The organism is Actinomadura sp. 6N118 (assembly GCF_044326415.1).
Taxonomy (GTDB): Bacteria; Actinomycetota; Actinomycetes; order Streptosporangiales; family Streptosporangiaceae; genus Spirillospora.
This window is the reverse complement of sequence record NZ_JBIRAZ010000001.1, coordinates 300295-326567: the sequence shown is the minus strand read 5'-3', so window position 1 is coordinate 326567 and position 26273 is coordinate 300295. Positions and strand designations below refer to the sequence as shown.

Sequence of the window (26273 nt, the reverse complement as noted above, 5' to 3'; positions counted from 1 at the left end):
TCTCTTCGGGCACCGGTGCCGCGAACCTTCCCGGAACGCTGACATGGACCAACTGACGACGCTGTGGGACACCTTTTTCAATTGGGATTCCATGCGGCAGGCATTGCCAGACATGCTCACCACGGGACTGCCCAACACGCTGATCCTCTCGGTCATCTCCGCGCTCATCGGAACCGTCCTCGGGATGCTCCTCGCCGTGGCAGGCATCGCGAGGACCCGGTGGCTGAGATGGCCCGCGCGCGCCTTCACCGACGTCTTCCGCGGTCTGCCGGCCGTGGTGACCATCCTGCTCATCGGGGTGGGTCTGGCCCAGCCGGCGATGAACATCTGGGGACCCAACCCGTACCCGCTGGGCATCCTCGCGCTGTCGCTCATCGCCACCGCCTACATAGGCGAGATATTCCGGTCGGGGATCCAGAGCGTCGAGGGCGGACAACTGGAGGCGGCTCGGGCACTGGGCTTCTCCTACGCCTCGGCCATGCTGCTGGTGATCATCCCACAGGGGGTACGGCGGGTGCTCCCGGCTTGGGTCAACCAGCTCATCGCACTCATCAAGGAGTCCAGCCTGGTCTATTTCCTCGGTCTGGCCGCCGCCCAGCGCGAACTGTTCAGAATCGGACAGGACGCGGCCGCCAACACCGGCAACCAGTCCGCGCTCCTGCTGGCGGGATTGTTCTACCTGTTGCTCACGGTGCCGTTGACCCACCTGGTGAATTTCGTCGATGGGCGGCTACGCCGGGGACGCCAGGACGGCGCGGATGACGGCGATGCGCTCCTGCTCACCGCTGAGACACCGGTGCCTGTGCCGGATGAGAGGCCAAGATGAGCGACGAAGAACGCACGAGGCAGGAAACCGCGGGCCCTGCGGCCTTCTCTCCGGCCAGCCTGACCGCGCGCGACATCCACCTCGCCTTCGGTGCGACGCCGGTGCTCCGCGGCGTGGATCTCGACGTCCCGGCAGGCCGGACCGCTTGCCTGATCGGCCCTTCCGGATCCGGCAAGTCGACGTTTCTGCGGACGGTCAACCGGCTGCTCGAACCCGACCGGGGCGACGTGCTCCTGGACGGGGTGAGCGTGCTGAAGGACGACCCCGATCGGCTCCGGCGACAGATCGGCATGGTGTTCCAGCAATTCAACCTGTTCCCGCACATGAGCGTCCTGCGCAACATCATGCTGCCGCTGCGCAGAATCAAGAAGCTGTCCGCCGTCCAGGCCGAGGAGGCGGCCCGCCGCCAGCTCGATCTGGTCGGGCTCGGTGACAAAGCCGGCTCGCGGCCAGGAAGCCTGTCGGGCGGTCAGCAGCAGCGCGCGGCCATCGCCCGCGCACTGGCGATGGAGCCCCGGGTCATGCTCTTCGACGAGGCGACCTCCGCGCTCGACCCCGAGCTCGTCAAGGGCGTTCTCGGCCTGATGTCCGAGCTGTCGCAGCAGGGCATGACCATGGTGGTCGTCACCCATGAGATGGGCTTCGCCCGCCAGGCGGCCGACACGGTGACCTTCCTGGACCGCGGTGTCGCCATCGAGTCGGGTCCACCCGAGAAAATCTTCGGTTCGCCGAGCAGCGAACGGCTACAGCAGTTCCTCTCCGACGTGCTCTGATCGGGAAGGGCATCCGAAGAGTCACCAGGAAGGCGCGGCGACTCCGGCGCGTCCTGCCGCCGCAGGCCGCCAGCCCAGGGCCGGGGCGATGAGCGTGCGAGCGTCGTGCAGGATCTGCCGGTAGTCGTGCTCGCTGAACTCGTAGGGCAGTTCGAGGCGCAGCTCGGTGACCTCGGCCACGGCGACGTCGGCGCGCAGCCGTTCCACGATCTCGTCGGACGGGCCGACGAGGTCGGGCGCGAAGCGGACGCGCCGTTCCCCATGGACGGTGAGCGTACGTTCGTGCCGGCTCGCCTCGTATTCGCGGTAGCGCCTGCGGGTCGCCGCGTCCGCGCCGTCGAACGGGACGATCACCCGGCCCGCCGCGATCCGTCCCGGCCGTCCGGGCGGCAGCAGGTCCCGATACAGGACGATCTGCTCGCGCTGCTGGTCGGCGTGCCCGTCGGGGCCCTCGCCTTGGACGATGTTGCCGGTCAGCAGGTTGAGCCCGTTCTCGGCGGCCCACCGGACGGAGCGCGGGCTGGTACCGCCCAGCCAGGAACGGCTCAGCAGGCCGGGGCTGTGCGGCTGGAGCCGGGGGCGCTGCACGGCGCCCGGTGAGTGGATGACGGTGTCGGGCCCGCCGAGGTACTCGCCGCGCAGGTTGCCCAGTACCCGGCCGATGCGCCCGTACGACAGCTCGTATCGGCGCCAGTCGCCGTCGTGCACGAGGTCGGCGAGCAGCTCCGCGTGCGGCATCCCGGTGCTGAACCCGGCCTGCAGCCGGCCCCGCGACAGCACGTCGACGGTCGTGAGGTCCTCGGCGAGGCGGAACGGGTTCTCGTAGCCGATCGGAATGACCCCGGTGCCGAGTTCGATCCGGCGGGTGCGCTGGGTCGCGGCGGCGAGGAACACGGCGGCCGACGAGACGCCGTGTTCCAGGTGCCGCTGCCGGATCCAGGCGCCGTCGTAGCCTTCGGCCTCGCCGTACTCGAACAGCCGGAGCGTCGCCTCCAACCCGGAGTACGGGTCGTCATCCGGATAGTTGCCCGGGGTGAGGAAGGACAGCGAGGAGATCGCGGGCATGGTCAGCCGCGCTCGTGGGGGATCTTCTCGCCCGCCTCCACGGCGACCGGGAGCCGGTTCTCCGGCGGCGGCAGGGGGCAGGTGGCGAGGTCGGTGTAGGCACACGGCAGGTTGCCGGCGCGGTTGAAGTCGAGCACCACCGCGCCGTCGGCGTCCGGCGTGATGTGCAGGGCCCGGTTCGCGGCGTAGGTGGTGACACCGGACGTCTCGTCAGTGAACAGGACGACCAGGCTGCCGGATTCGTGGCCGGGGAACGCGGTGAGACTCAACGCGCGCCCGTCCAGTTCGAACTCGACCCGGCCAGGGGCCTCGTAGACGTGCTCCAACCCGTCCACGGCGGCGCCGACCGTGGTCGGGCGCGGTTCGTCGAACGGGATGAAGTGGCCGGTCACGGCCCAGCGCGCGTCGGGCTCGTAGGCGGGCGTGCCGCGGAAGGAGGTGCGCAGCGGATTGTCCGGGTGGCGCGGGCGGACGATGTCGTGGCCGCCACGTTTGGCCACCTCGATCGCCGCGTCGCGCCAGAGGGCTGTCACTCCACCACGCTCCGGGAGGACGCCGAAGCGGTGCTCGCCGCGTACGGTCTCGCCGTCCACAACCAGTTCCTCGTCCTCGTCCAGGATGACGACGGGGCCGTCCGGGCCGGTGGTCCAGGTGCCGGGGGCATCCGGGAAGTGCTGAGGTTCCTCGTCCAGCCAGTGCAGGCCCGTGATGGCGAGGAAACCGTGCGGGTCGGCAAGGCGCGCCTCTTTGGCGGCGTGCCACTCGCGCCACCGCTCGGCGAACGCGGCGGCCTCGGCGGACGTTGTTTCCTGAACGGTCATGTCTCCTCCAATGCCCGTGCCCGCCGTCCCGGAATGGCGGCGAGCAATTCGTGGGTGTAGTCGTGGGAGGGTGCGCCGAAGATGTCGCCGGCCGGTCCCTCCTCCATTATCCGCCCGTCCTTCATGACCGCGACGGTGTGCGCGATCTGCCGGACGACGGCCAGGTCGTGCGAGATGAACAGATATGCGATGCCCGTGCCGGCCTGCAGTTCGGCGAGCAGCTCCAGCACCTGGGCCTGCACCGACACGTCGAGCGCGGAGACCGGTTCGTCGCACACCACCAGGTCGGGTTCGAGTGCGAGGGCGCGGGCGATCGCGACCCGCTGGCGCTGCCCCCCGGACAGTTCGGCGGGCCTGCGGTTCAGCATCGCGGACGGCAGCGCGACACGGTCGAGCAGGTCCTTCGCGCGGGCGGTACGGGACGCACGGTCGCCGACCCGGAAGGCGCGCAGCGGCTCGGTGATGACCTCGGCGATCGAGAACCGGGGGTCGAGCGAGGCGTAGGGGTTCTGGTACACGAGTTGGGCTCGGCGCCGTAGTGCCCGCAGCGCCGCACCCCGCGCAGTGGTGACGTCCTCGCCGCCGACGACGATCCGCCCGGACGTCAGCGGGACGAGCCGCAGCACCAGCCGGGCGGTGGTCGACTTACCCGATCCCGACTCGCCGACCAGCGCGAGCGTCCGCCCCGGGTGGATGGTGAGGCTCACGTCGTCCACCGCGCGCACGGAACGCGGGGAGTCCTTTCCGGCGGGCGGGAGCGGGAAGTCCTTGACGAGGTGTTCGGCCGACACCAGCGGGACGTCCTCAGGCACCGCCTCGGCGAGCGGCGCGACCTGCGGCGGGGTGACCGTGAGGCTCGGCACGACCTGCGGCGGGGCGATCGTCAGGCTCGGCGCGCTTTTCAGCAGCCTCCGCGTGTAGCCGTCTTGAGGATCCTCAAGGATCCGCCTGGTCGGGCCGGCCTCCACCACGCGCCCCTCGGACATCACGACAATGCGCTGCGCACGGTCGGAGGCCACCCCCAGATCGTGGGTGACCAGGAGGACGGCGCTGCCGAGTTCGCCGGTGAGGTGCTCCAGATGGTCGAGGATGCGGCGCTGGACGGTGACGTCGAGCGCGCTCGTCGGCTCGTCCGCCACGATCAGCTTCGGCCCGGCGGCGATGGCGATCGCGATGAGCGCGCGCTGCCGCATGCCGCCGGACAGCTCGTGCGGGTACTGGCGGGCGCGCACCCGCGGGTCAGGCAGCCCCGCCCGGTCCAGGATCTCCACCGCGGCCGACGGCGCGGTGCGGCGGGTGCCCAGCCCGTGCAGGCGCAGGACCTCCGCCACCTGCTCACCGATCCGCTTCACCGGGTTCAGCGACACGGTCGGGTCCTGCGGGACGAGACCTATCCGCGCGCCGCGCACGGCCCGCAAACCCCGCTCGGACACTCGCGCCAGATCCTGCCCGTCGAACAGGATCTGCCCGCCTTCGATCATGGCGTTGGGCGCGAGCAGCCGGACGATCGCATGCGCAGTGGTGCTCTTGCCCGAGCCCGACTCCCCGACGAGCGCCAGAATCTCGCCGGGCCGCACGTCCAGGCTCACGTCCCGGACCGCGGTGAGGTGGCCGCGCCGCACCCGGTAGCCGACGGTCAGCCCCTTGATCTGGAGCAGCGGAGCGTCGCCGGTCATGGCCGCCTCGTCACTGGTCATGGCCGCCTCGTCCACTCGCCGTCCAAGGCACGGGCGATCCGGTTCGTGGCGAGAACGGTCGCCGCGATGGTCAGGCCGGGCAGCGCGGTCATCCACCAGGCGTTCGCCAGATAGTTGCGGCCCTGAGAGATCAACGTGCCCCATTCGGGGGCCGGTGGAGGCGTCCCGTAGCCAAGGAAGCTCAGCGACGACACCGCGAGGATCGATGTCCCGAACTCCAGCGTCGCCAGCACCAGCACCGGTCCGATCGCGTTCGGCAGGACGTGCCGCCCGAGCACGCTGTACCAGCGCGCTCCGCACGAGCGGGCGGCCTCGACGAAGACCGCCTGCCGTACCCGCAACACCTCGGCGCGCATGACCCGGGCGAACGTCGCGACGCTCGCGACCCCGACCGCGACCGCGATCTTCACGGTGCCGTAGCCGAGGGCGGTGACGACGGCCAGGGACAGGAACAGCGCGGGGATCGACAGCAGGACGTCCACGAACCGCATCAGCACGTCCTCGGCCCAGCGCCCGGCGAACCCCGCGACCAGGCCGAGCAGCCCGCCCGCGAGGAACGCGACCGCCACCGCGATCAGCGTCGCCTTGAGCGACAACGCGGAGCCGTGCACCACCCGGGTGAACAGGTCACGGCCCAGCTCGTCGGTGCCGAACCAGTGCGCCGCGCCGGGCGGGCTGAAGGCCTGCGCCGGCACCCCGGTGAGCGGGTCGCGCGAGCTGATCGCACCCGGCCAGAACGCGGCGATCACCACCACGGCGACCATCAGGACCGACAGCACCAGACCGGGGCGGCGCACGAGGAACCGCACGGCGAACCACACGGCGCGTCCCGGTTCGAAGTGGTGCGGCACCCACTGCTCCGCGACCGGCTCGGCCGGTGGGATCCGGACGCCGAGGCCGGCGGCCTCGGCGACCAGCTCGTTGTCGAGAGTCTGGCTCATGTGAGGCTCCAGCGGCGGGTGCGAGCGGGGCCCACGACGGTGATGCGCGGGTCGAGCGCCGGATAGATCAGGTCCACGATCAGGTTCACCAGGACGTACACCGCCGCGCCGAACACCACGACGCCCTGCACGACCGGGATGTCCTGGCTCGCCACGGCGGACGCGGTGATCCGCCCGAGCCCGTTGCGCGAGAACACCGTCTCGACCACGACCGCTCCGGCCACCAGCTGTCCGACCATGACACCGGCGACGGTCAGCGCGGGCAGCGCAGCGTTGCGGAGCGCGTGCCGCAGATGGATCCGCACACGGCCCGCGCCCTTGGCGCGGGCCGTCTGCACGTACGGCTCATCCAGCGTGACGAGCAGGCTCTTGGCGAGCACCTGCGCCACCATCGCGCCGGTGAAGATCGCCAGGGTCAGGGCCGGCAGCACGAGGCCCCGCAGCCCGTCGTTGCCGAAGGCGGGGAAGACCTGAGCTTGGAAGGAGAAGACCTGCACCAGCATCAGCCCGACCCAGAACGTCGGGACGGACACGCCGAGCGGCGGCAGCGACAGCAGGAACTGCCGCAGCCACCGCCAGGAGGTGCAGGTCGCCACCACCGCCAGGGCGCCGCCGCAGACGACCGCAAGAACCAGTGCCGCCCCGGTGAGTTGCAGCGTCTGGGGCAGCGCCTCCCCGATCATCGACCTGACGGGACGGCCGGTGGCCACAGAGTCACCGAAGTCGCCGCGCAGCGCCCTGCCGAGGTAGTCGAGGTACTGCAGCAAGACGGGCTTGTCGAAGCCATACTCAGCCTTCATCTGCTCGACCTGTGCGGGGTCGAGGGCCGCCTGGTCCAGTCCCCCGCTGACCATCGCCGACACCGGATCGCCAGGCAGATAGTCCAGCACCAGGAACGAGACCGTGTAGGCGGCCCACAGCACGCCCGCCGCCTGCGCGAGCCGCCTCAGCACGTATCGGCGCATCCGGTGCCCGTCCTCAGCCGATCCATGTGTCGTGCAACTGGATGCGGCTCGACGCGTCGAACTTCAGGTCGTGCACTGTCTTCGCCGTGCCCAGCACGGTCTGCAGTTCCACGACCGGGACCGTGTAGGCGCGCTGGACGATCTGCCGCTGCGCCTGTGCGACCAGTTCGAACCGCTTGGCCCGGTCGACCTGTGCGGACTGGCCGTCCAGAATCCCGTCGAGGTCCGATGAGGGGACGTTGTAGACGTTCACCAGCTTGGTCGAGAACGAGCTGCGCAGGATGTCGGGATCGGCACGGGTGACGTTCCCCCACAACGCGTCGAAGTTCTTGCTCTGCTGCACGGTCGCGATCAGCGAGATCTGCAGCTGTTTGAGCTCGACCTGGATCCCGACGGCCCTGAGCTGCTGCTGAACGAGCTCCAGCGACGGCTGGTTGGTGGCCGCGTTCGCGAACCAGGTGATGGCGAAGGCCAGCTTCCGGCCGCCCTTCTGCCTGATGCCGTCGCCGCCCGGCGTCCAGCCCGCGGAATCGAGCAGCGCCTTGGCCTTCGCCTGATCATGGGCGAGGACCGGGCCAAGATCGGTGTGTCCGGGCGTGGTGTGGGCCAGAACGCTGGTCGCCGGTTTGGTGCCGGAGGGGAAGACCGTGGCGGCGACCTGCCCGCGGTCGATGGCCAGCGAGATCGCCTGCCGCACCTTCTCGTCAGTGAACGGGGCGCGCTTGTTGTTCAGGCTGACGCCGAACACGACCCCCGGATTGGCGCGTGCCAGCAACCGGACGCCGGAGGACTTGAGCGCCCCCTCGTCCGCCCGTCCAACGGCGCCGATGGCGTCGACCTGCCCGGACTGCAGTCCGCCCGTCCGCACACCCGACTCGGGCAGCACTTTGTAGACGAGCCGGTCGAGGTAAGCGGGCCCCTGCTTCTTGAAGAGCACCGAACCCCAGTTGTAGTCCTTGCGCTGGGCGAGCTCGACCGCCTGATTCGGGACGTACTTCGACAGTGTGAACGGGCCGGAGCCGGCGATGCCCTCGGTGCATCGCTGCTGCGGCGTCTTCTTCACGCTCGCCTCGGCCACGATGCCGAGCGAGTGCGTCGCGGTCGCCTGCAGGAATTGCGCGTTCGGCTGCTTGAACGAAACCTTGGCGGTGAGGTCGTTCACGACCGTCGTCCCCTCGTACCCACTCAGGTACCCGATGGCCAGCGATGCGAGCGGGCCCAAGCCTGGGATGGCGTCGAAGTTGGCCTTGACGACCTTCGCGGTCAGCGGGGTGCCATCGCTGAACGTCACGCCTGGACGCAGCATAAAAGTGAAGGTCTTGGCGTCGTCGCTGATCGTCCAGCTCTTCGCCAGCCAGGGCACGATCTTGCCGGTCTGCGGGTCCTGGTCGGTGAGCGAGTCGACGAGCTGCCGCACAGAGTAGATGGTGTCGTTGCTGCCGACCTGCTGGGGGTCGACACAGCCCGCGTCCGAGCCCACCGCGAAGGTGAGCGTCCCACCGGCCCTCGGAGCGCCGGTCCTGTCACCGGAGGCATCACCGCCGGAACCGCACGCCGCGAGCGTGCCCGTCGCGACCACCAGCGCGGCCGCAGATGCCCAAAAGCTCGACGTTCTCAATGAAGGCTCTCCTTGCCAGTGGGCCGCATAACTGCGCCGGTGGGCCGCGTGACTGCGAGGGGCCGGTGCCGTGCCACACCGGCCCCTCGCCCCCGAACCGGTCAGACAGCCGACACGGCCGGGGTGTTGTGGGAGGCGTCGTCGCCCTCGATGCGATACGCCAGCACTTTGTGCTCGAGCAGGGCGGCGCGGACCTCGCTGATCAGCTGCTCGGGCAGGTCGCGCACGTCGACACAGGCTCCGCGGGCGAACTGTCGGACGGGTGACTCTGAAGAAGGACTGGCCGCGTCAGCGCTGACAGGCGGCGCCAGCGACACGGACCAGGTCCACGTGCCGCCGGCGAGTGAGGAGCAGAAGCCGCATATCAGTAGCAAACCATGAGGTGGCAGCCTAGTCAACTATTCCTACTACTTAAATAGGAAATACCTGGCGGGTCAGGTGCGGGCCCATTCGGTGGCCAGTAGTTCGTAGGAGCGGACGCGGTCGGCGTGGTCGTGGGTGATCGTGGTGATCAGTAGCTCGTCGGCGCCGGTGACGCGCCGCAGGACCTCCAGGCCTGCCACGACGGTGCGCGGCGAGCCGACGAACTGGGTGTCCACCCGGTCGGCGACCAGGTCCCAGTCTTCCTCTTCCCAGCGGTGGGCGGCGGCGTCAGCGGGTGTGGGGAACGGGATGGCGGCGAGCCGAGACCTGATGCTGTGAACCCACAACGGATACGGGGAGGCCAGTTCGCGGGCCTGCTCGTCGCTGGGCGCGACCACTACGTCGGCCGAGACCACGACGTAGGGTTCGTCCAAGATTGCGGACGGCTTGAACGCCTCCCGGTAGGCCTCCGCCGCGTCGAGGACGTTGGAAGGGCTGACATGGTAGTTGGCAGCGAACGGCAGGCCACGTTCGCCGGCGACCTGCGCGCTCTGGCCTCCGCTGCTGCCCAGGATCCACAGTTGCAGGTCGGCGTTCTCGCCGGGCATCGCGTGGGCCTGGTGTCCTTCCGGAGAATGGTAGGAGCCGTCGAGAAGCGCAGCGATGTCGTCGACCTGGCCTGCGAAGTCTGGTGACTCGGCGCCGGGCTGCTGAAGCAGCGCTTCCAGGAGGGCGACCACCGGTGACCCGGCGAGCCTAGAGAAGTCGAACGGCTTGGGGATGAGCAGCCCATCGACGACAGTGGCCTGCGGCGATGGGGCGCCGCGCGAACCCTCGGCGAGGCGGGCTGTCTCGGCTCGCCGTTGCCCCGACCGGCCCAAACCGAGGTCGATCCGCCCGGGATACAGGGCGTCGAGGGTACCGAATTGCTCGACGATGGCCAGGGGCGTCCAGTGCCCGGTCTGCACCGCGCCAGAGCCGACCCGGATGCGCTCGGTCGCGGCGGCCACCGCGCCGATCAGGACCTGCGGGGCCGCACTCGCCACTCCCGGGGCGAGATGGTGTTCGGCAAGCCAGTAGCGGCGGTAGCCGAACTCCTCAACACGCTGGGCCAGATCCAGGGTGTTGTGCAGGGCCAGGGAAGCCGTGCCACCCGCGGGGATCGGCGCCAGGTCGAGGATGGACAGGGGTATCGCGGTCAAGGTCGCCCTCCGGTCGGAGCTGCTGGGAACGAATGGCATAGGAGTTTCTCCATGCAGATCGAGAAGGACAGCCACTCGTACGGCGAGAAGACGGGGATGCGGCTGTAGCCCTCGCGCTCGTAGAGTCCGACGGCGTCTGGCTGCCGATCCCCTGTCTGCAGGATGATGCGCGAGGCGCCAAGTGAGCGCGCGGCGTCCTCCGCCGTCCGTAGCAGCGCCGTGGCAATCCCCGAGCCGCGGCGCGGAGGCACGACGTACATCCGCTTCAGCTCCAGGTCGTCACCGAGCCGCCGCAACGCGACGTGCCCCACTGGGACTCTGTCGGCGCACGCAATACCGACGTACGCCACCTGTTCCACCTCGATGCCGAGCGTGCCGTGCAGTCTCCGCGTGTCGGCCGGCCCAACGACAAGTTCCGCAAGCCGGTCGGCGTACCGGTTGTCCATCTCTGCTTGCATGGCCTCCCGCAGCGCGACGCCGGCCGGGTCATCCCAGTCGGTCGCGCGGATCTCGATGCGCGTCCGGTCGCGGGGCGGGCTGGTCACGAGTTCACCGTGTAGCGGTTGGCCGGGCGGGCAAGGCCGAGGTGACCGCGCAGCGTGGCTGCCTGGTATCCGGTGCGGAAGGCCGCACGGCGTTGGAGTTCGGGCACCAGACCGCGGGCGATTCCGGTCAGATCGTGCGGGAGCACGCCGGGTCGCAGCCGGAAGCCATCCAGCCCGGCCCCGCGCCAGTCCAGCAGCAGCTCGGCCAGCTCAGCGGGCGTACCGGTGAAGATCGCGGCGTCGGAGGCGAGCGCGGCACCGTCCAGCTCGTCGAGCTGGGCCTTGCGCGCCGCGGCTGCGCCGGGGTCCTCGTCAAGGAAGGCGATCAGGTCGGCGAAGATCTTGAGCGGCTCGCCGGTACGGCCGACCGCGGCCTGGGCGTCCCGCACCTGCCCGATGATGGACGCAGCCTCCGCTCGGGAGTGCGGGGTCATGTAGACGACGTCCACGCTCCGGGCGGCGAAGTCGTAGGGCAGGACGTCGTGGGCCAGGGCGGTGACAAGCGGCTGGCCCTGCGGCGGGCGTGGCGTGATGGACGGCCCGCGGACGTTGAAGTGCGGGCCTTCGAAGTCGATGTAGTGCAGCTTGTCGCGGTCCAGGAACCGGCCGGTCGCGGCGTCGCGGATCTCGGCGTCGTCCTCCCAGCTGTCCCACAGCCGCCTGACCACCTCGACGAAGTCGACCGCCTCCTCGAAGAGCTCGGCGACCAGCGCCTGCCCTTCCGGCGTGCGGAGCTCCTGCAGGGTGAGCCGCGGCACCGGACGGCGGCCGAAGTGGGCGGCGTCGGCGGCCCGGGCGGAGATCTGAGGCCGCCAGCCCGCCCGTCCCCCGCTCGCGTAGTCGAGCGATGCGATACCGATGGAGACGTGGAACGGCTCGGTGTGGGTGACGCTCGTGGTGGGCACCAGGCCGACACGTGAGGTGAGCGGAGCCAGCCAGGCGGCCAGCAGGACCGCGTCGAGCCGGCCGCGTACCTGATCGGTCCGGTCGTCGAGGTCCTCGAACCGGGACGATTGCAGGCCGAGGGTGTCCTCGATCGTGACAAAGTCCAGCAAGCCCCGCTCTGCCTCGGCGACCAGGCCGGCCCAGTATCCGGTGCTGAAGAGCTCCGACGGACGGGCGGCGGAGTCACGCCAGGCGGCCGGATGCCAGCCGGCTCCGTCCAGCGCCACGGCCAAGTGCAGCAGGGTCACGACATGACCTCCTCAACGGTACGGGGGACGCCGAGGCCGAGGTGGTCACGCAGCGTCGACCCCGCGTAGTCGGTACGGAACACGCCCTTCTCCTGCAGCAGGGGCACCACCCGGTCAACCAGGTCGTCCAGGCCACCGGGGGTCAGGTGCGGAACGACGATGAAGCCATCGGCGGCGTCGGTCTGCACGAACTCGTCGATCCGGTCGGCGACGGAGCGCGGGGTACCGATGAACGTCTGCCGGCCGGTGGCCTCGATGACCAGTTCGCGGATGCTGAGACCGCGTTCGGCGGCCAGCGCCCGCCATGCGCGGACCGTGGCGCCGCGGTCGCCGCGGAACTGCGCGCGTCCTTGGGAGACGCCCTCGCCGAGGTCGGGTTCGATGCCCGGCAGCGGGCCGTCCGGGTCGTAGGCCGACAGGTCCCGCCCCCAGACACCTTCCAGGTAGGCGATCGCGGTCTGCGGACTGACCTGCGCGCGACGGATCTCGGCGGCCCGTTCGGCCGCGTCCTCCTCGGTGTCGCCGAGGACGTAGGTCACCGCTGGGAAGATCTTCAGCTCGTCCGGGCGGCGCCCATACCTGGCCAGCCTGCTCTTGACGTCCTTGTAGAACGCACGGCCGTCCTCGAGCGAGCCGTGGCGGCTGAAGATGACGTCGGCGTCCGCGGCGGCGAACTCGCGGCCCTCGTTCGAGTCCCCGGCCTGGATGATCAGCGGGTGCCCCTGCGGGCCTTGCGGCGTGGTGAAGCGGCCGGTGATGTCGAAATGGTGTCCGTGATGGGCGAACGCGCCCGCGCCGGACCGGACGAACTCCCCCGCGGCCGGGTCGGCGAAGACATCGCCGTCCGTCCAGGAGTCCCACAGCTCCCGGGCCGTCTGCAGGAACTCGGCAGCGCGGGTATAGCGGTCGGCCTCGTCCAGGAAGCCGCCGCGCCGGAAGTTCTCGCCGGTGAACGCGTCATAACTGGTCACCACATTCCACGCCGCGCGCCCGCCGCTGAGGTGGTCCAGCGTCGCCAGCCGCCGCGCCACCTCGTACGGCTCGTTGAAGGTGGAATTGACCGTCGCAGCCAGGCCCAGATGCGTGGTGACCGCAGCCAGCGCGGACAACACCGTCAGCGACTCCGGGCGTCCGGCCACGTCGAGATCGTGGATGCGGCCCTTCATTTCACGCAGCCGGAGCCCCTCAGCCAGGAAGAAGAAGTCGAACCTGCCTCGCTCGGCCGTCCGGGCCAGGTGGACGAACGACTCGAAGTCGATCTGGCTCCCCGAGGCGGGATCCGACCACACCGTGGTGTTGTTGACACCGGGAAAATGCGCCGCGAGATGGACCTGTTTGACGGGCATCAGGAGGACTCCTTCAACTGGACGAGGAGGCCGGGCCGATCGGCCTGCGAGCTAGGTTCATTCCGGCACGTCCGGCACAGGGGTCGACGAATGACACGACCGTACATCCACCGAGGTACTTACTCAACTATCTCGGTAGGAAAAGTAGACAGTCTCGCCGTCGGTGGCGGCCGCAACTCACCGGCGTACCGTAGGGGCCCCACTCCACCAGGCAGAGACCGCCGATCCTTGGATAAACCTTCCTCTCCCGCCCCTGCGCGGGCGCCCTTACGGTCGAGGCTGCGGGCGCTCACCGGCCCGCCGCGACCAAGGAGCGAGACCCCATGAAGATGACCGGCAACACGATCCTGATCACCGGCGGCACCTCGGGCATCGGGCTCGGCCTGGCCCTGCGCCTGCACGAGGCCGGCAACAAGGTGGTCGTCGCCGGCCGGCGAAAGGAGCTCCTCGACGAGATCACGGCTGAGCACCCGGGCATCGACGCGCTCGTTCTCGATGTCGCGGACCCCGGCTCGATCGCCCAGGCCCGCGAGATCGTGGCGGCGAGCCACCCGGGGCTGAACGTCCTGGTCAACAACGCCGGCATCATGCTGCGGGAGAACCTCCTCGACCCGGCCGGACTCCCGGTCGCCGAGGATCACGTCATGATCAACCTGCTCGGCACGATCCGGATGACGTACGCCTTCCTGCCGCTGCTGGTGGGCAAGGACGACGCGGTCGTCATGAACGTCACCTCCTCGCTGGCGTTCGTACCGTTCCCGATCACCCCGACCTACAACGCGACCAAGGCCGCGCTGCACTCCTTCTCCGAGAGCCTGCGCATCCAGCTCGCCGGTGCTGACGCCGGCGTCCAGGTGATCGAGGTGGTCCCGCCGGGCGTGCGCACGACACTGATGGGCCAGCAGGACGACGATCAGGCCATGCCGTTGGACGACTTCCTCACCGAGACCCTCGACCTGCTGCGCGAGAAGCCCGACGCGAAGGAGCTTGTCGTCGAGCGCGCCAGGTTCATCCGCGACGCGGAGGCCAACGGCTCCTACGACAACGTCCTCACCATGCTCAGCGGCATCTGACCGACCCGCGATGACCGACGCGAAAGACACCGTCGAAACAGCACGCGAGCGGGCCCTATGGGGTCACATCATGGACGAACATCGGTGGGAGAGGGCTGCTCATCCATGGATTGGCGGTCTCTGGATAGTCGGGCGGGATGCGGCGAGGATGGGGGCATGGACAAGAAGGAACTGGCGGAATTCCTGCGCCGCCGGCGTGAGACGTTGCGCCCCCGCGACGTCGGGCTGGTCGAGGGGCCGCGCAGGCGTACGCAGGGGCTGCGCCGCGAGGAGGTCGCGCAGCTCGCCGGCATGTCCACCGACTACTACGCCCGGCTGGAACAGCAGCGTGCTCCGCAGCCTTCAGTCCAGATCACCACGGCTCTCGCCCGGGCACTGCGGCTGACCCTGGACGAACGCGACCATCTCTTCGTCCTCATCGGCCACAACGCCCCGGCCCGCTTCCAGCGATCCGAACATGTCAGCCCGACGCTGATGCGGGTCCTGGACCGCCTGGACGACTCCCCGGCCCTGGTGAAGACCGACCTGGTCGACACCCTCGCGATGAACCCGTTGGCCGTCGCGCTGCTCGGCGACCAGACCCGCCACACCGGCCTGGCCAGCAGCGGCTTCTACCGCTGGTTCATGGACCCGGCCGAGCGTCTGGTGTTTCCCGAGGAGGCCCGCGAACGCCACGGCCGCGCCCAGGCAGCGCGCCTGCGAGCCGCGCTGACATCCGGCAGCGACACCCCCCGAGCCGCCCGGATCCTCGCCGAACTCCAGGAACACAGCCCCGAGTTCGTCCGCATGTGGGAACTCCAGGAAGTCGCCCAACGCTACGACGACTGCAAGACCGTCCTCCATCCCGAACTCGGCCGCATCGACGTCGACGCCCAGGTCCTGTTCACCGAGAACCGCGCCCAGACCCTGGTGGTGCTGACCACTCGCCCCGGCACGGAGAGCCACAGCAAGCTCGAACTGCTCTCCGTCATTGGGCACCAGCAACTCACCCGCTGACGTCCTGGACCGGTGGGCCCAGGCTCGGCCCCACGCCGTCAGCCCTCGGCGATCAGCCGAGCTCACACATGAGACCAGCACCGACGCCCTCCAGCCCCAATCGGCGATCTTGTGTCGTGCGGAACCGGCGTCGGCCATGGATGTGGCTGGCAGGGGGAATGGACGTGTCATGGAGCTGTTTCCCGCGATGCCACTCGACGAATGGCAGGACACCAAGGCCACCCTTCACCGGTTCGCCCAGGTCATCGGCAAGATCCGCCTGGCCGCCGGGGTGCGGCGCAACCACTGGTGGGGCGTGCCGTTCCAGCTCACCGGCCGGGGCACCACCACCCGGCCGATGGGCCAGGTGGACGGCAACCCGATCTTCACCATCGACTTCGACTTCGTCGGCCATCGGTTGATCGTCACCACGGTGGACGGTGGGGCCGCGTCGTTTCCCTTGTACGGCCAGTCGGTGGCGTCCTTCCACCGCGACGTCATGGGGGCGCTGGCTTCCCTGAACGTGCGGGTGGACATGGACATCCCGCGGCCGTTCGATCTGCCCGACTCTGGCCGGCCCTTCGCCCAGGACACCGAACATGCCGCATATGACCCCGTTCAGGCCACGCGGTACTGGCGGATCCTCAGTCAGGTGAACCTGGTGCTGGAGGAGTTCGCCGCGGGCTATTCGGGCAAGGTCAGCCCGGTGAACCATTTCTGGCACACCTTCGACATCGCCTGCACGCGGTTCTCTGACCGCGTGATCGACCATCCCCCCGAGGTCGACCCGGTGACGCGGGAGGCCTACTCCCGCGAGGTGATCAGCTCCGGATTCTGGTTCGGTGACGACGCCTTCGCCGAGCCGGCCTTCTACTCCTACACCGCGCCCGAGCCCGAAGGGCTGGACAGCGAAACCCTGGTGCCGCCGACCGCGCGGTGGATCGCACAGCGCGGCAGCCATCTGGCCATACTGCGCTACGACGACGCACGGGCCCAGACCGATCCACGCGCCGCCGTACTGGCCTTCTACGAGAGCGCCTACCAGGCCGGCGCCCGGCGCGCCGGCTGGGACATCGAGCGGCTCGCCTGCCCTGGTGGGATCACCGACCCGAAACTGCGCGGCAAGGCATGATGGCCACCAACGCTTCGTGCAGGTCACGGCCAGTGCGGGAGAACTCCTACTATCTCCGCATGCACCGGACAACCCCGCCTCGTCCGGCACTGTCGAAAGGCACCACACCCATGAATGCCACCATCACCGACGCGGCGGACCGGCACCGTTTCGAGGCGCACATCGACGGCTCCCTCGCGGGGTTCGCCGAGTACCTGCGGTCGGACAAGCTCGTGGTCTACCCCCACACCGTCGTCGAGCCCGCGTACGAGGGGCAGGGCATCGGCGGGGCGCTGGCCCGCGCGGCCCTGGACGACGCCCGCGACCGGGGGCTGCCGGTACTGGCCACCTGCCCGTTCATCGCGGCTTGGATACGCCGCCACCCGGAGTACAAGGACCTCGCGTACCAGAACCGTAGCCGCGTCAGCGACTGAACACGGGCCCCGGCCGCGCCCCGCGGCCCAGCAAGTTCATGAAGGTGACTATCGGCTTCGGGTTCCGCTGAGGTGCGGGACAGCAGGCGAGTCAGTGCGCTGGGGGCGGCGGTGAGGGTGGCCCAGGTGCCTTCTTCGACGATGCTTTCCAGCCCGTCGGGAAGAGTGGCGGCGATCCGACAGGCGGGCCGTGGCGGTGCGGACCTCTTCCCCGCGGGCGATCAGCAGCAGGTAGGACTCGGCGCCCGTGGCCCCGGCCATTGCAGTCCCAGGTGCCGGATGGCGGCGTGGCGGGAGCGCAACGGGATCGCGCAGGCGTGGCTGGAGGCGCTTCGGGCGCGGTCCGGGTCCTATGGGGCCGATCCCTCCCTTGCGAGGAACCGGCCCCCATCCGGTCCGGTGTCGCCGGCCCGCCTGGTATTCCGAGTTGTCCGAACTAGCCCGGGCTATGCGGACTGGGCGGGTTGGTAGTCGCCGCCGCGCTGCCGGGTGATGATGGCGAAGCGGTTGGTGGCGTTGATGAGGGCGATGAACGCCACCAGCGCAGCCAGTTGGTCTTCGTCGTAGTGGTCGGCGGTGTTTGCCCAGGCGTTGTCGGTGACCCCGCCGGCCGCGTCGGCGATGCGGGTGCCCTGCTCGGTCAGCTCCAGGGCGGCGCGCTCGGCATCGGTGAACACGTTGGCCTCCCGCCACGCGGCGACCAGATTGAGGCGGGTGGCGCTCTCCCCGGCCTGCGCGGCGTTCTTGCTGTGGACGTCGGTGGCGTAGCTGTCGCCGTTGATCTGGCTGGCGCGGATCATCACCAGGTTCTGGGTCGCCGCCGGCAGCGTCGACTCGTTGATGAGCACGGGGGCCGCCGCGCCGTAGTGCCCCAGGGCCTTGGCGACGACCGGGTTGCCGAACAGGTTCACACGGGTCTGCATGATGCGCTCCTTGCCATGGTTGGTGACGATTGATCTGGCAGACCGGCTGGTGATCAGGGGGACCGGCCGGCTGGTGGTGGCTAGTAGCCGAACTGGCCGGGTTTGTAGTCGCCGCCGGGCATCTGGTTGATGACGCCCAGCCGGTTGTTGGCGTTGATGAGGGCGATGAGCAGCATCAGGGTGGCGAGCTGGTCTTCGTCGTAGTGGTCGGTGGCGTTGCCCCAGGCGTCGTCGGTGACTCCGCCGGCCGCGTCGGCGATGCGGGTGCCTTGCTCGGTCAGCTCCAGGGCGGCGCGCTCGGCATCGGTGAACACGTTGGCCTCCCGCCACGCGGCGACCAGGTTGAGGCGGGTGGCGCTCTGTCCGGCGTGCGTGAGGTCCTTGCTGTGGACGTCGGTGCAGTAGCCGCAGCCGTTGATCTGGCTGGCGCGCAGGAGCACCAGGTCTCGGGTCGTGGCCGACAGGGTCGATTCCTTGATGAGCACCATGCTGGCCGAGGCGATGTGCTTCAGGGCCTTGGCTGCGACCGGGTTGCCGAACAGGTTCACACGGGTTTGCATGATGCGCTCCTTGCCGTTGTCGGTGGTGACACCGGGTTGACGAGCATGGCTCACAGGAGTGCATTTACTGCACGACTGTGCAATGACTGCATCAAGGTATACTCGCGTCGTGTGCGGCCGTCAAGATCGCCGCAGACCTCGAACCGACGGATCTCCAGGAGTGACAGGCGGCACGATGACCATTGACGACCCAGTCCGCCGCGGCGGACGCCAAGCACAGCGCCGCCGCACCCGCAAAGCGATCGTCGACGCGGCGGTCCGGCTGAGCGCCGGCGGGGCGACGCCGTCCATCGACGAGATCGCGGCCGCCGCCGACGTGTCGCGTCGCACGATCTACATGTACTTCCCGACCCTGGACCACCTGCTGATCGACGCGACCGCCGGAGCACTCAACGAACCCCCGGTCGAGCAGGCACTGGCCGACCCCGCGCTCGCCGGCGACCCCGCAGCCCGGGTGGACGCCCTCATCCGGACCCTGCTGGCGCACTCACCGCAATCGCTCCCTCTGGGCCGCCGACTGATCCGCCTGACCGTCGACCCACCGGCCGGCGACACCCGGCAGCCGGCCACCCCCCGCCGCACCCCCCGCCGGGTGGAATGGCTAGAGCAGGCCTGCGAACCCCTCCGCAGCACCCTGACCCCCGAGTCATTCCAGCGCCTGATCTCGGCCCTGACCATCGTGGTCGGCTGGGAGGCACAGATCGCCCTACGCGACGTCCGCGGCCTCGACCCCCAAGCCGAACAAGAAGCCATCACCTGGGCCGCCCGCACCCTGGTAGAAGCAGCGATCAACCAACACCAGCCAGACACCGACGATTGATCCGCCGATTTGCACATGGGTCGCGGCCACCTGCATGCGTCGGTGGTCCACTACCCGCACAAGATGCTCGCGCTCGGTGCCTCCGCCACGCCGGGATTCAGTTCATCGGCTCAGCCATGAGCGGAGCCGGGGATTCCCGAGAGAACGGCGAGGCGCAGCTTGGTCTCGTCCTCGGTGTCTGGTGCGGCGGTCAGGATGACGATCTTCCGGTCGGCCTCACCTTCGGTCATGACATCGCAATCGACGGTGATCGGTCCGACCGCGGGGTGGGCGACGATCTTGCGGTCTTCTTGATGTGCGCCCACCGCGCCGGAGACCCACAGCTCGGCGAAGCGTTCGTTGCCCGCCGTGAGTTCGCGGATCAGATCGGTCAGGCGGCTGCTGTCCGGGAAGCGTCCCGTGGCACGGCGTAGGTCGGCCACGATGGCGGACTCAACGGTGTCCTGCGCGAGCGAGGTCACGGGCCAGTGCGACAAGTGCGGGCCTCCGCCATCGGTCGCGAAGGTGTCGCGGGCGAAGTTGCGAAGCGCCGGCGGGGTCGACGACGGATCGCCCAGGAGTGCCGCCCAGGCTCGGTTCCACCAGATCATCTGCCAGTCCGCGGCGAAGACGGCGGCAGCGGCGGCGTCGCCCAATCGGTTAAGGACGCGGCGCAGACCGGGAGGGATGTGGTCGGAGATCTCCGTGCCGGAGGGAGGAACAAGACCGGCCAGTCGATAGAGATGATCTCGTTCGGGATCGGTGAGCCGCAGAGCGCGAGCGAGTGCGGCGACCACCTGCGCCGAGGGCGTGGTGGATCGGCCCTGTTCCAGACGCACCACGTAATCGACGGAGATCCCTGCCAACTCGGCGAGCTCCTCCCGGCGCAGTCCCTTGGCCCGCCGAGCCCGCCTGCTGGGCAGCCCCGCTGCCGCTGGAGAGAGGCGGTCGCGCCAAGCGCGCAACGTTGCACCCAGCGTCGTCTCATCGGTGGCCATAGAGTTGATTCTCGCTCGTCACCAGCGGTTGAGGGTGGTAGTGATGTTCCTACCGTCGCCCCGTCTCTGGTTACGGACTCGACCGTCGGCGAACGTCGGTCGCATGAGTATTTCCTTCTCCCATGACCATGTCGGCCTCAGCGTGACCGCCGAGGATCTCGACGCCACGATCGAGTGGTACACGAGCAAGCTCGGCTTCACCGTCGACCAGCGATTCGACTCTCACGCCACGACGTTCGTCTTCATCGTCAGCGGTGACGTCAAGATCGAGTTGATGGCGGGCGCGTCGAGCCGCCAGGCTCCGACCGACAACGTGCTGACGAGCATGGACCCGGCGCGCTTGCACCACTTCTGCCTCGCCGTCGAGGATCTCGACGCGGCCATCTCCCAGCTGGGTGCGCAGGGCGTGGACCTCATCGGCGGGCCCATGAAAGTGGCTGACATCGGTCAGCGCATCGCGTTCATCAGCGACAACCTCGGGAACATCATCGAACTCACCGAGCCCGGCACCCGGCCCACCGGTCGACAGAACTGATCGATCACCCGCGCGGGAGCGGCCGGCGAGACGCCGAAGATACCCACGCGAGAGCTTGTGCCTCCCCTAAGGGGAGCCGCAAAGGTGGGGGCATGGATCGCGGCATGCTCTACTCGATCGGTGAACTCGCCAGGCGGACCGGCCTGACGGTCAAGACCATCCGGTTCTACTCCGATCGCGGGATCGTGGCGCCCACCACCCGCAGCCCCGCCGGTCACCGCCTCTACGACACCGCGGCACTGACCCGCCTGGAGTTCGTGCGCACGCTGCGCGACCTGGGATTGGACCTCGCCACAATCCGCAAGATTGTGGACGGCGAACTTCCCCTCGCCCAAGTCGCGGCGGCACACGCCGAAGCCCTGGCGGTGCAGATCAGCGTCCTGCAGCTGAGACGCGCGGTCCTGAGGACGGTGGCCAGGCACCACGCAACCCCACAGGAGATAGATCTCATGCACAAGCTGGCCAGGTTTTCCGAGGACGAACGCCGACGTCTGGTCGGCGACTTCCTGGACACCGTCTTCGGCGAGATCGATCCCGAGTCGTATGTCGCCGGCATCCGCCGTTCGATGACGCCCGAGTTGCCCGACAGTCCCGACGTCCTCCAGATCCAGGCGTGGGTGGAGCTCGCCGAACTCTTGCAGGACACCGGCTTCCGCGCGAGCGTACGGCAGCTGGTCCAGGACCACGCAGCCGAACGCACCGGGGGCGACACCGCGGTGCCGAGCCGGGACCTGATCGCGACCGTCTGCACCCAGGTCGATCGGACCCAGAACTCCGGCATGGCGCCAAACTCGCCCGAGGCAGACTCGATTGTCGAGGGGATGGCAGCCCACTATGCGCGCCTCGTCAGCCACGTCGACGACCTCGGTCTCCGCCGCCGGTTGCTGGCCCGGCTAGAGCAGGCGAACGACCCCCGCAGGCAGCGGTACATGGAACTGCTCTCCGTGGTCAACGGCTGGTCGGCCCCGGAGGATCTTTCCCCGGCACTCGACTGGTCCGTTCGAGCGCTGCGCGTCCGTCTCTCGGCCCAGGACCCGGCCGACGAGTCCGACTGACCGAAGGCCGCGATGAGCAAGGTCGTCGGCAAGTCCCTGCTGGATCGGCCCTGGGCCCTGCCCACACTAGAACCATCCCCGGTCCGGTGGTCATCAGCACCCCGACCTCCGGCCGAGTCGAGACGGGCGACGATTCGTGCTCTCACCGTTCGAGCTCACCCGGTTCCAGGCCGCCGCCGCTCCCCCACCCATGCGCGGCGGTGGCCTGGTCAAGAACCGTCAGCTCGTGCGGATGCAACGCAGCTGAACGGACCGCCCCCGGCCGCCACGCACGTCACAGACCGCCACGCACGTCACAGGCCGCCACGCACGTCACAGGCCGCGGCCGAGCTACTTGACGGACAGCTCGCTTGGCTGTGCGGTCAGTGTGGTTCCGGGTCCACGGAGACTCCCAGCGCACGGGCCGCGTGCTCGGCCGTGAGGACGATCTCCTCGCGGGTGCCGACCGGCTTGCCCTTTTCCGATCCGGAAGCCCAGACAAACAGCTCTGCCTTGGGATCCCAGGTGATCCGCCAGGGGCCGCGTCCCCGGTAGGTGACGGTCACGCACTCCTCTGGCTCGGTGACGCGGGCCACCGCGAGCAAGGGGACGCAGCGCCGGATTGCGGCATAAAGCGCATCTAGCGGGCGGTACGGCCTGCGTGCCGCGATTTCGGCTAGTTCGTTGAAGCCGGAAATGATTGCTCCTCTGATTTTCGGAGGGATGAAGCGGAACGCCTCGGGCCAGGTGGCTTTGTATGGGCTGGCCTGGGGGGTGCTGCGGGCCTTTGATGCGGCGTGGCCACATGGTCACCCGTTGGTTCTTGGTAGGAACTGGCGCGGTCACGAGGGCCGCGCTGTGAGTCGCAGAAGGGGGCGCGGGGATTCCGCTCCCTATCGCGGCGTTCACCGGGTCGGGCTCGCTGGCTTGCCGGGTGCTGTGCTGTGGTGACGTGGTTGCTGGTCGGGTGTCGTGGGCGAGGGGCCCACGCCGGGCAGCGCGGGCCCCTCAGACGGGCGGAACCGGACGTCAGCCGGTCACCGGCAGGTCACCCGGAACGGGCGTCGGTGCCGGGGCCTGGCCGGGTGGCGGGGTGGACGGCGGGGTCGACGGCGGGACGGACGGCGACGGCCCCGGCTGCTCCGGCTTGCCCGGGTCCGACGGGCCGTCCGCGCCGTTGCCGCAGGTGGCCGAGGCGATGCTGATGGTCTCGGTCTTGCCCGGGCCGAGCGGCAGCGTCAGCTCGATCGCGGTCACGTTGAGGCGGCCGTCGGGGGTGCGGGTCTGCTTGTTCAGCACCAGCGAGGCCGTGCCCAGCGCGTCCAGGTTCACCGACACACCGCTGTTGGGCCGCGCCGCCGCCTTGATCGTCGTGCCGTTCAGCTGCACCTTGACCAGCTGGGACCGGCCCTGGCCCTTCACGCACTTGGCGGTGACCAGGCTGGCCGTCAGGTGCGCCCTGGGCACCTTCAGGTCGACGACCGAGGCGCGGGCGTGCGCCTTCCCGGCGGCGGCGTTCAGCACCCGGGCCTGCAGCACCGGGTTGGCCGGCAGTTCGGCGACGCTGCGGCTGACGGTGGACGGGCCCGAGGAGGTCACCGACGGCGTCGCCGGGACGGCCACCGGACCGGACGCGGACACGGCGAACGCCTGGCTGGGTGTCGTGGTGGCCTGGGCGGACGGCAGCGTCCCTGCTAGCGGCAGGGCGGCGGCGCCGACGATCACGGCGGCACGGGCTAGATGCTTCACACTCATGCTTGTCTCCTTTGACAGGGGGGCGGAGGGCCCCCGGGGGGTGGGAAATGCGAGGCAATGCTGCGGGGAGGGCGGGGTCCCGTCAGTCGACGATCTCGACGGGGGTGCCGAGCGGAGCCTTGGACAGGCGGGTCAGCGCATCCGCGGGCACGCGGACGCACCCATGCGTGACTGCCTTGCCGAACACGTCCTTGTGGGGCCAGCCGTGGAAGGCGACGGTCCCGGGGCCGCCGCCGAAGGTGTCCAGGGTCTGCGAGTGGGCGCCGACCGGAAGGATCAGCGGGCTGTAGGTGGCCTTCGGGGGAGCCAGCAACGCCAGCAGGAACGTCCGCCCCGTCGGGGTGGGCGTCTTGGCCTCGCCGACCGCGACCGTCCACGAGCCGACCTTGCGGCCCGACTCGGTGAGCGTCAGACGGCGGTCGCTCACGTCCACCTTGACCGCGTGCGTGCTCCGCGCGGTCTCCACCTTGTCGGCCGCACCGGGAATCCAGCCGGTGACCCGGTTGGGCCGGCTGGGCAGCAGCACCCGGTTCCACCCGGGCCTGCTCTCCACCACCGGCACCCACGTGGGCCCGCCCAGCTGTTTGTCCGGCAGCGTCACCAGCGCGGGGCCGCCCGGCTGCGCCGACACCGGGAGCGGCGCCTTGGGGCGGACGACGGTGCCGTCGGCCTTGCCGAACGGGGCCTGGTCCTGCGGCAGCCCCTTCAAGGTCGTGTACGTGGTGGCCTCCGGCAGTTTCCCGCCCTCCTGGGGGCCGCCGCCGGACGCGGTGGTCGTCTTCTCACCCCCGCCGCATCCGGCCGCGAGCACGGCCGCGGCCAAGGCGGCCGTGGCGGCCACCGTGATCCTGCGTCCAGGCGTCATCTACAGTCCTTTCTCTCCCGCCGAGCCTTTCTGTGCCCAACACATACGCACGAGGTGCGACAGAGGTTGCACACTTTCCAAGAACTCTTTTAGAGACGCCTGGATCTCCAGCCCCTCGGCCGTGAACACTTGCAACCGCGGCCATGAATGGTCCAGAAAAGCTAGCCCTGGCCAGCGAGCAATAAGAAACCAGCAGGAATTCGTGCCATGACAGTGGTCCTTGGTCTGCCTGTCGGGGCGGGCAATCGCCCACACCACCAAGAGGCCAGCAGAGAAAGAGCTGAAGACGCAGACCGCCGGTATCGCAGAGCCCTACCGGGGCTGGCGCCAAGACCGCTCACGGGCGGTCCACAAGGAGAACGGTGTCTTGGCGGTCAGCGACAAAATCCTCACCGTACGATGACGCAGCCGATACTCAACCAAAGCCACCATGACCATCGATTGGCATCAACAGCCACAAAAACGTGCACACTGCACTAACGCACCCATTCACACAAGAGCCGCATAGGCCATGAGAAACCCCCGACAGGGCCGCGTTCAGAATTCCGGTCAAAACAGCCATATCCCAATAATCGCGCGATTTCGCCAAGTTATGTTATTGAGGGAGGGTTTGACTATGGGCATCGGCGGCACAGACGGTACCGGGCGAGCGACCTGGGCGACGGGACCAACTGTTGACGATGACCGCTCACGCCGGCGCCTCCGGAACCCACGCGCCGTCACCATTGGTGCCAGGCCTATCTGTTCCCGGAAGCGATGCTCCAGTTGGCGTGGGCGCCAGTCGCGGGTGGACATCACCGATTGGATGATCATGTGGAGTCTGACAAGCTGCTCGGCGCGGCCGTGCTCAACAACGCTCTTTGGTGCGACGCGGTCTGCCGGTCGCACGGCTTCCCAGGAAACGTCGATAGCCGTCTATGGGTCAGTCTCGATCACGACCTGACGTTCTATCCTCACGTGATCACCTTGATCCTCGAGGCGGACCCGTCCGAGGTCACGGCCGTGGCCGCAGGTCGGCGCCACGCCGCCGTCAAGGACAGCTTCGCCCAGTTCGACCTGGCCCCCGCAGGCATGCGACTGCTCCTGGAGGGCGAGTGGATCAACCACGTTCCAATACAGAAAGGACCTCCCGACCCGGACCTGCGCTGGAGCAGCGTGACCAACGCCGACGAACTGCACGTCTGGGAGCGGTCATGGGCCCAGCACAACCCCGAAGACCACCCCGTCTTCCTGCCGACACTCCTCCACGACGCTCGTTGCGTCATCCTGCAGGCACACCAAGACGGCCGACTCATCGCCGGCGCCATCGCCTACACCGCCGCCAACGTCATCGGCCTCTCCAACCTATGGGGCCCCGCCCTTCCCTCATCACACCTCTGGATCAACGCTATCCAGGCCGTAGCCACGCTCGACCCGCACCTCCCCATCGTCAGCTACGAACACGGCACCGACCTCATTGCCGCTCAACAGGCCGGAGCCCGGCCACTCGGTCCACTCCGCGTCTGGTCACGCTGAACACCGTTCCCATGGAATAGCACCTCTCCACCAATAGCCCACCGCGGACTGCAGGACCGCGTGAGCGACGGCTCCGGTCGCCATCGCGGGTCCCGGCTAGGAGATCTGGTTGGCCCAGGAAATACCGCCGGAACGGCGGGTTGCCGCGCAGCTGGGCTGACGTCCGTAGCGCCTGGATCTTGACTTGCCGCAGCAGGTCATGCGCCGCAGGATCCGGCGAGACTTGACACCTCATGGTGCGGTTGGGTGGCCGTTCGGCACCACCGACTGTGCCCGCGCCGTCGACCACCGGGCCGCTCAGACGCTCTTCGCGGCCGTCCGTCATTGATGGTGGCGTTGCC

The 26273-nt window shown here is 69.1% G+C and carries 28 protein-coding genes; 10 read left to right on the top strand and 18 right to left on the bottom strand.

Features of this window, described 5'->3' with window-relative positions; all coding sequences use genetic code 11:
• Nucleotides 1-43 precede the first annotated feature (43 nt).
• A complete protein-coding gene (locus tag ACH34W_RS01450; protein WP_395958802.1) occupies nucleotides 44-826 on the top strand; it encodes an amino acid ABC transporter permease in 783 nt (260 codons plus the stop codon).
• A complete protein-coding gene (locus ACH34W_RS01445; protein WP_395958801.1) occupies nucleotides 823-1599 on the top strand; it encodes an amino acid ABC transporter ATP-binding protein in 777 nt (258 codons plus the stop codon). The genes ACH34W_RS01450 and ACH34W_RS01445 overlap by 4 nt, the downstream gene beginning before the upstream one ends.
• Nucleotides 1600-1620: 21 nt before the next feature.
• Here ACH34W_RS01445 and ACH34W_RS01440 read toward each other — a convergent pair whose 3' ends face one another.
• The 12 genes from ACH34W_RS01440 to ACH34W_RS01385 form a co-directional block, all read right to left on the bottom strand.
• Entirely contained in the window at nucleotides 1621-2664 is a 1044-nt protein-coding gene (locus ACH34W_RS01440) for an LLM class flavin-dependent oxidoreductase (RefSeq protein WP_395958800.1), read from the bottom strand.
• Nucleotides 2665-2666: 2 nt separating this feature from the next.
• Nucleotides 2667-3485, bottom strand: coding sequence for a DUF1684 domain-containing protein (locus ACH34W_RS01435; RefSeq protein ID WP_395958799.1), 819 nt, complete (start codon nucleotides 3483-3485; stop codon nucleotides 2667-2669).
• Nucleotides 3482-5182 carry a dipeptide ABC transporter ATP-binding protein gene (locus ACH34W_RS01430; RefSeq protein ID WP_395958798.1) on the bottom strand — a complete coding sequence of 567 codons (1701 nt, stop codon included), beginning with the start codon at nucleotides 5180-5182 and terminating at the stop codon, nucleotides 3482-3484. The genes ACH34W_RS01435 and ACH34W_RS01430 overlap by 4 nt, the downstream gene beginning before the upstream one ends.
• The gene (locus ACH34W_RS01425) at nucleotides 5179-6123 is read right to left on the bottom strand and encodes an ABC transporter permease (protein WP_395958797.1); all 945 of its coding nucleotides are present in this window, start codon (nucleotides 6121-6123) and stop codon (nucleotides 5179-5181) included. Before ACH34W_RS01425 ends, ACH34W_RS01430 begins: the two co-directional genes overlap by 4 nt.
• Nucleotides 6120-7088: an ABC transporter permease gene (locus tag ACH34W_RS01420; RefSeq protein WP_395958796.1), complete on the bottom strand. Its 969-nt coding sequence runs from the start codon at nucleotides 7086-7088 to the stop codon at nucleotides 6120-6122. Before ACH34W_RS01420 ends, ACH34W_RS01425 begins: the two co-directional genes overlap by 4 nt.
• 13 nt (nucleotides 7089-7101) lie before the next feature.
• Nucleotides 7102-8706, bottom strand: a complete 1605-nt coding sequence (locus tag ACH34W_RS01415; RefSeq protein ID WP_395958795.1) for an ABC transporter substrate-binding protein — start codon at nucleotides 8704-8706, stop codon at nucleotides 7102-7104.
• A gap of 101 nt (nucleotides 8707-8807) precedes the next feature.
• Entirely contained in the window at nucleotides 8808-8933 is a 126-nt protein-coding gene (locus ACH34W_RS01410) for a hypothetical protein (protein WP_395958794.1), read from the bottom strand.
• A 61-nt stretch (nucleotides 8934-8994) separates the two neighbouring features.
• Nucleotides 8995-9069, bottom strand: a complete 75-nt coding sequence (locus ACH34W_RS01405; protein WP_395959281.1) for a putative leader peptide — start codon at nucleotides 9067-9069, stop codon at nucleotides 8995-8997.
• A 71-nt stretch (nucleotides 9070-9140) separates the two neighbouring features.
• Nucleotides 9141-10271 carry an MsnO8 family LLM class oxidoreductase gene (locus ACH34W_RS01400; RefSeq protein ID WP_395958793.1) on the bottom strand — a complete coding sequence of 377 codons (1131 nt, stop codon included), beginning with the start codon at nucleotides 10269-10271 and terminating at the stop codon, nucleotides 9141-9143.
• Nucleotides 10268-10816, bottom strand: coding sequence for a GNAT family N-acetyltransferase (locus tag ACH34W_RS01395; RefSeq protein WP_395958792.1), 549 nt, complete (start codon nucleotides 10814-10816; stop codon nucleotides 10268-10270). Before ACH34W_RS01395 ends, ACH34W_RS01400 begins: the two co-directional genes overlap by 4 nt.
• Nucleotides 10813-12009 (bottom strand): LLM class flavin-dependent oxidoreductase, encoded by a 1197-nt coding sequence (locus ACH34W_RS01390; RefSeq protein ID WP_395958791.1) that lies wholly within the window; start codon nucleotides 12007-12009, stop codon nucleotides 10813-10815. The genes ACH34W_RS01395 and ACH34W_RS01390 overlap by 4 nt, the downstream gene beginning before the upstream one ends.
• A complete protein-coding gene (locus ACH34W_RS01385) occupies nucleotides 12006-13355 on the bottom strand; it encodes an NtaA/DmoA family FMN-dependent monooxygenase (protein ID WP_395958790.1) in 1350 nt (449 codons plus the stop codon). Before ACH34W_RS01385 ends, ACH34W_RS01390 begins: the two co-directional genes overlap by 4 nt.
• Nucleotides 13356-13678: 323 nt before the next feature.
• Here ACH34W_RS01385 and ACH34W_RS01380 point away from each other — a divergent pair, with 323 nt between their 5' ends.
• The 4 genes from ACH34W_RS01380 (at nucleotide 13679) to ACH34W_RS01365 (ending at nucleotide 16948) form a co-directional block, all read left to right on the top strand.
• Complete coding sequence (locus ACH34W_RS01380; protein ID WP_395958789.1) at nucleotides 13679-14428, top strand: SDR family oxidoreductase; 750 nt, start codon at nucleotides 13679-13681, stop codon at nucleotides 14426-14428.
• A 156-nt stretch (nucleotides 14429-14584) separates the two neighbouring features.
• A complete protein-coding gene (locus tag ACH34W_RS01375; RefSeq protein ID WP_395958788.1) occupies nucleotides 14585-15424 on the top strand; it encodes a helix-turn-helix transcriptional regulator in 840 nt (279 codons plus the stop codon).
• Between the two features lie 169 nt (nucleotides 15425-15593).
• Nucleotides 15594-16535: a DUF5996 family protein gene (locus tag ACH34W_RS01370; protein ID WP_395958787.1), complete on the top strand. Its 942-nt coding sequence runs from the start codon at nucleotides 15594-15596 to the stop codon at nucleotides 16533-16535.
• A gap of 110 nt (nucleotides 16536-16645) precedes the next feature.
• The gene (locus tag ACH34W_RS01365; protein WP_395958786.1) at nucleotides 16646-16948 is read left to right on the top strand and encodes a GNAT family N-acetyltransferase; all 303 of its coding nucleotides are present in this window, start codon (nucleotides 16646-16648) and stop codon (nucleotides 16946-16948) included.
• A 446-nt stretch (nucleotides 16949-17394) separates the two neighbouring features.
• Here the strand turns inward: ACH34W_RS01365 and ACH34W_RS01360 are convergent, their stop codons facing one another.
• On the bottom strand, nucleotides 17395-17871 hold the full coding sequence (locus ACH34W_RS01360; protein ID WP_395958785.1) for a carboxymuconolactone decarboxylase family protein: 477 nt from the start codon (nucleotides 17869-17871) through the stop codon (nucleotides 17395-17397).
• Between the two features lie 80 nt (nucleotides 17872-17951).
• Nucleotides 17952-18431, bottom strand: a complete 480-nt coding sequence (locus tag ACH34W_RS01355; RefSeq protein ID WP_395958784.1) for a carboxymuconolactone decarboxylase family protein — start codon at nucleotides 18429-18431, stop codon at nucleotides 17952-17954.
• Between the two features lie 175 nt (nucleotides 18432-18606).
• On the opposite strand from ACH34W_RS01355, the gene ACH34W_RS01350 reads away from it, so the two are divergent.
• On the top strand, nucleotides 18607-19251 hold the full coding sequence (locus tag ACH34W_RS01350) for a TetR/AcrR family transcriptional regulator (RefSeq protein WP_395958783.1): 645 nt from the start codon (nucleotides 18607-18609) through the stop codon (nucleotides 19249-19251).
• Nucleotides 19252-19361: 110 nt separating this feature from the next.
• Here ACH34W_RS01350 and ACH34W_RS01345 read toward each other — a convergent pair whose 3' ends face one another.
• Nucleotides 19362-20228, bottom strand: coding sequence for a helix-turn-helix transcriptional regulator (locus ACH34W_RS01345; protein ID WP_395958782.1), 867 nt, complete (start codon nucleotides 20226-20228; stop codon nucleotides 19362-19364).
• Nucleotides 20229-20331: 103 nt separating this feature from the next.
• Between ACH34W_RS01345 and ACH34W_RS01340 the strand changes: the two genes are divergently transcribed.
• On the top strand, nucleotides 20332-20763 hold the full coding sequence (locus ACH34W_RS01340; RefSeq protein ID WP_395958781.1) for a VOC family protein: 432 nt from the start codon (nucleotides 20332-20334) through the stop codon (nucleotides 20761-20763).
• Nucleotides 20764-20855: 92 nt separating this feature from the next.
• On the top strand, nucleotides 20856-21818 hold the full coding sequence (locus tag ACH34W_RS01335; protein ID WP_395958780.1) for a MerR family transcriptional regulator: 963 nt from the start codon (nucleotides 20856-20858) through the stop codon (nucleotides 21816-21818).
• Between the two features lie 362 nt (nucleotides 21819-22180).
• Here the strand turns inward: ACH34W_RS01335 and ACH34W_RS01330 are convergent, their stop codons facing one another.
• The 3 genes from ACH34W_RS01330 to ACH34W_RS01320 form a co-directional block, all read right to left on the bottom strand.
• Nucleotides 22181-22363 (bottom strand): hypothetical protein, encoded by a 183-nt coding sequence (locus ACH34W_RS01330; protein ID WP_395958779.1) that lies wholly within the window; start codon nucleotides 22361-22363, stop codon nucleotides 22181-22183.
• A gap of 463 nt (nucleotides 22364-22826) precedes the next feature.
• Nucleotides 22827-23552, bottom strand: coding sequence for a choice-of-anchor P family protein (locus ACH34W_RS01325; RefSeq protein WP_395958778.1), 726 nt, complete (start codon nucleotides 23550-23552; stop codon nucleotides 22827-22829).
• A gap of 82 nt (nucleotides 23553-23634) precedes the next feature.
• Nucleotides 23635-24417 carry a L,D-transpeptidase gene (locus ACH34W_RS01320; protein WP_395958777.1) on the bottom strand — a complete coding sequence of 261 codons (783 nt, stop codon included), beginning with the start codon at nucleotides 24415-24417 and terminating at the stop codon, nucleotides 23635-23637.
• A gap of 813 nt (nucleotides 24418-25230) precedes the next feature.
• Between ACH34W_RS01320 and ACH34W_RS01315 the strand changes: the two genes are divergently transcribed.
• On the top strand, nucleotides 25231-25932 hold the full coding sequence (locus tag ACH34W_RS01315) for a hypothetical protein (RefSeq protein WP_395958776.1): 702 nt from the start codon (nucleotides 25231-25233) through the stop codon (nucleotides 25930-25932).
• Nucleotides 25933-26273 lie beyond the last annotated feature (341 nt).

Coding starts and splice junctions, on each gene's coding strand:
- ACH34W_RS01450 (WP_395958802.1), top strand. CDS start 44: ATGGACCAACTGACGACGCTGTGGGACACCTTTTTCAATTGGGATTCC.
- ACH34W_RS01445 (WP_395958801.1), top strand. CDS start 823: ATGAGCGACGAAGAACGCACGAGGCAGGAAACCGCGGGCCCTGCGGCC.
- ACH34W_RS01440 (WP_395958800.1), bottom strand. CDS start 2,664: ATGCCCGCGATCTCCTCGCTGTCCTTCCTCACCCCGGGCAACTATCCG.
- ACH34W_RS01435 (WP_395958799.1), bottom strand. CDS start 3,485: ATGACCGTTCAGGAAACAACGTCCGCCGAGGCCGCCGCGTTCGCCGAG.
- ACH34W_RS01430 (WP_395958798.1), bottom strand. CDS start 5,182: ATGACCAGTGACGAGGCGGCCATGACCGGCGACGCTCCGCTGCTCCAG.
- ACH34W_RS01425 (WP_395958797.1), bottom strand. CDS start 6,123: ATGAGCCAGACTCTCGACAACGAGCTGGTCGCCGAGGCCGCCGGCCTC.
- ACH34W_RS01420 (WP_395958796.1), bottom strand. CDS start 7,088: ATGCGCCGATACGTGCTGAGGCGGCTCGCGCAGGCGGCGGGCGTGCTG.
- ACH34W_RS01385 (WP_395958790.1), bottom strand. CDS start 13,355: ATGCCCGTCAAACAGGTCCATCTCGCGGCGCATTTTCCCGGTGTCAAC.
- ACH34W_RS01380 (WP_395958789.1), top strand. CDS start 13,679: ATGAAGATGACCGGCAACACGATCCTGATCACCGGCGGCACCTCGGGC.
- ACH34W_RS01375 (WP_395958788.1), top strand. CDS start 14,585: ATGGACAAGAAGGAACTGGCGGAATTCCTGCGCCGCCGGCGTGAGACG.
- ACH34W_RS01370 (WP_395958787.1), top strand. CDS start 15,594: ATGGAGCTGTTTCCCGCGATGCCACTCGACGAATGGCAGGACACCAAG.
- ACH34W_RS01365 (WP_395958786.1), top strand. CDS start 16,646: ATGAATGCCACCATCACCGACGCGGCGGACCGGCACCGTTTCGAGGCG.
- ACH34W_RS01360 (WP_395958785.1), bottom strand. CDS start 17,871: ATGCAGACCCGTGTGAACCTGTTCGGCAACCCGGTCGTCGCCAAGGCC.
- ACH34W_RS01355 (WP_395958784.1), bottom strand. CDS start 18,431: ATGCAAACCCGTGTGAACCTGTTCGGCAACCCGGTCGCAGCCAAGGCC.
- ACH34W_RS01350 (WP_395958783.1), top strand. CDS start 18,607: ATGACCATTGACGACCCAGTCCGCCGCGGCGGACGCCAAGCACAGCGC.
- ACH34W_RS01345 (WP_395958782.1), bottom strand. CDS start 20,228: ATGGCCACCGATGAGACGACGCTGGGTGCAACGTTGCGCGCTTGGCGC.
- ACH34W_RS01340 (WP_395958781.1), top strand. CDS start 20,332: ATGAGTATTTCCTTCTCCCATGACCATGTCGGCCTCAGCGTGACCGCC.
- ACH34W_RS01335 (WP_395958780.1), top strand. CDS start 20,856: ATGGATCGCGGCATGCTCTACTCGATCGGTGAACTCGCCAGGCGGACC.
- ACH34W_RS01325 (WP_395958778.1), bottom strand. CDS start 23,552: ATGAGTGTGAAGCATCTAGCCCGTGCCGCCGTGATCGTCGGCGCCGCC.
- ACH34W_RS01320 (WP_395958777.1), bottom strand. CDS start 24,417: ATGACGCCTGGACGCAGGATCACGGTGGCCGCCACGGCCGCCTTGGCC.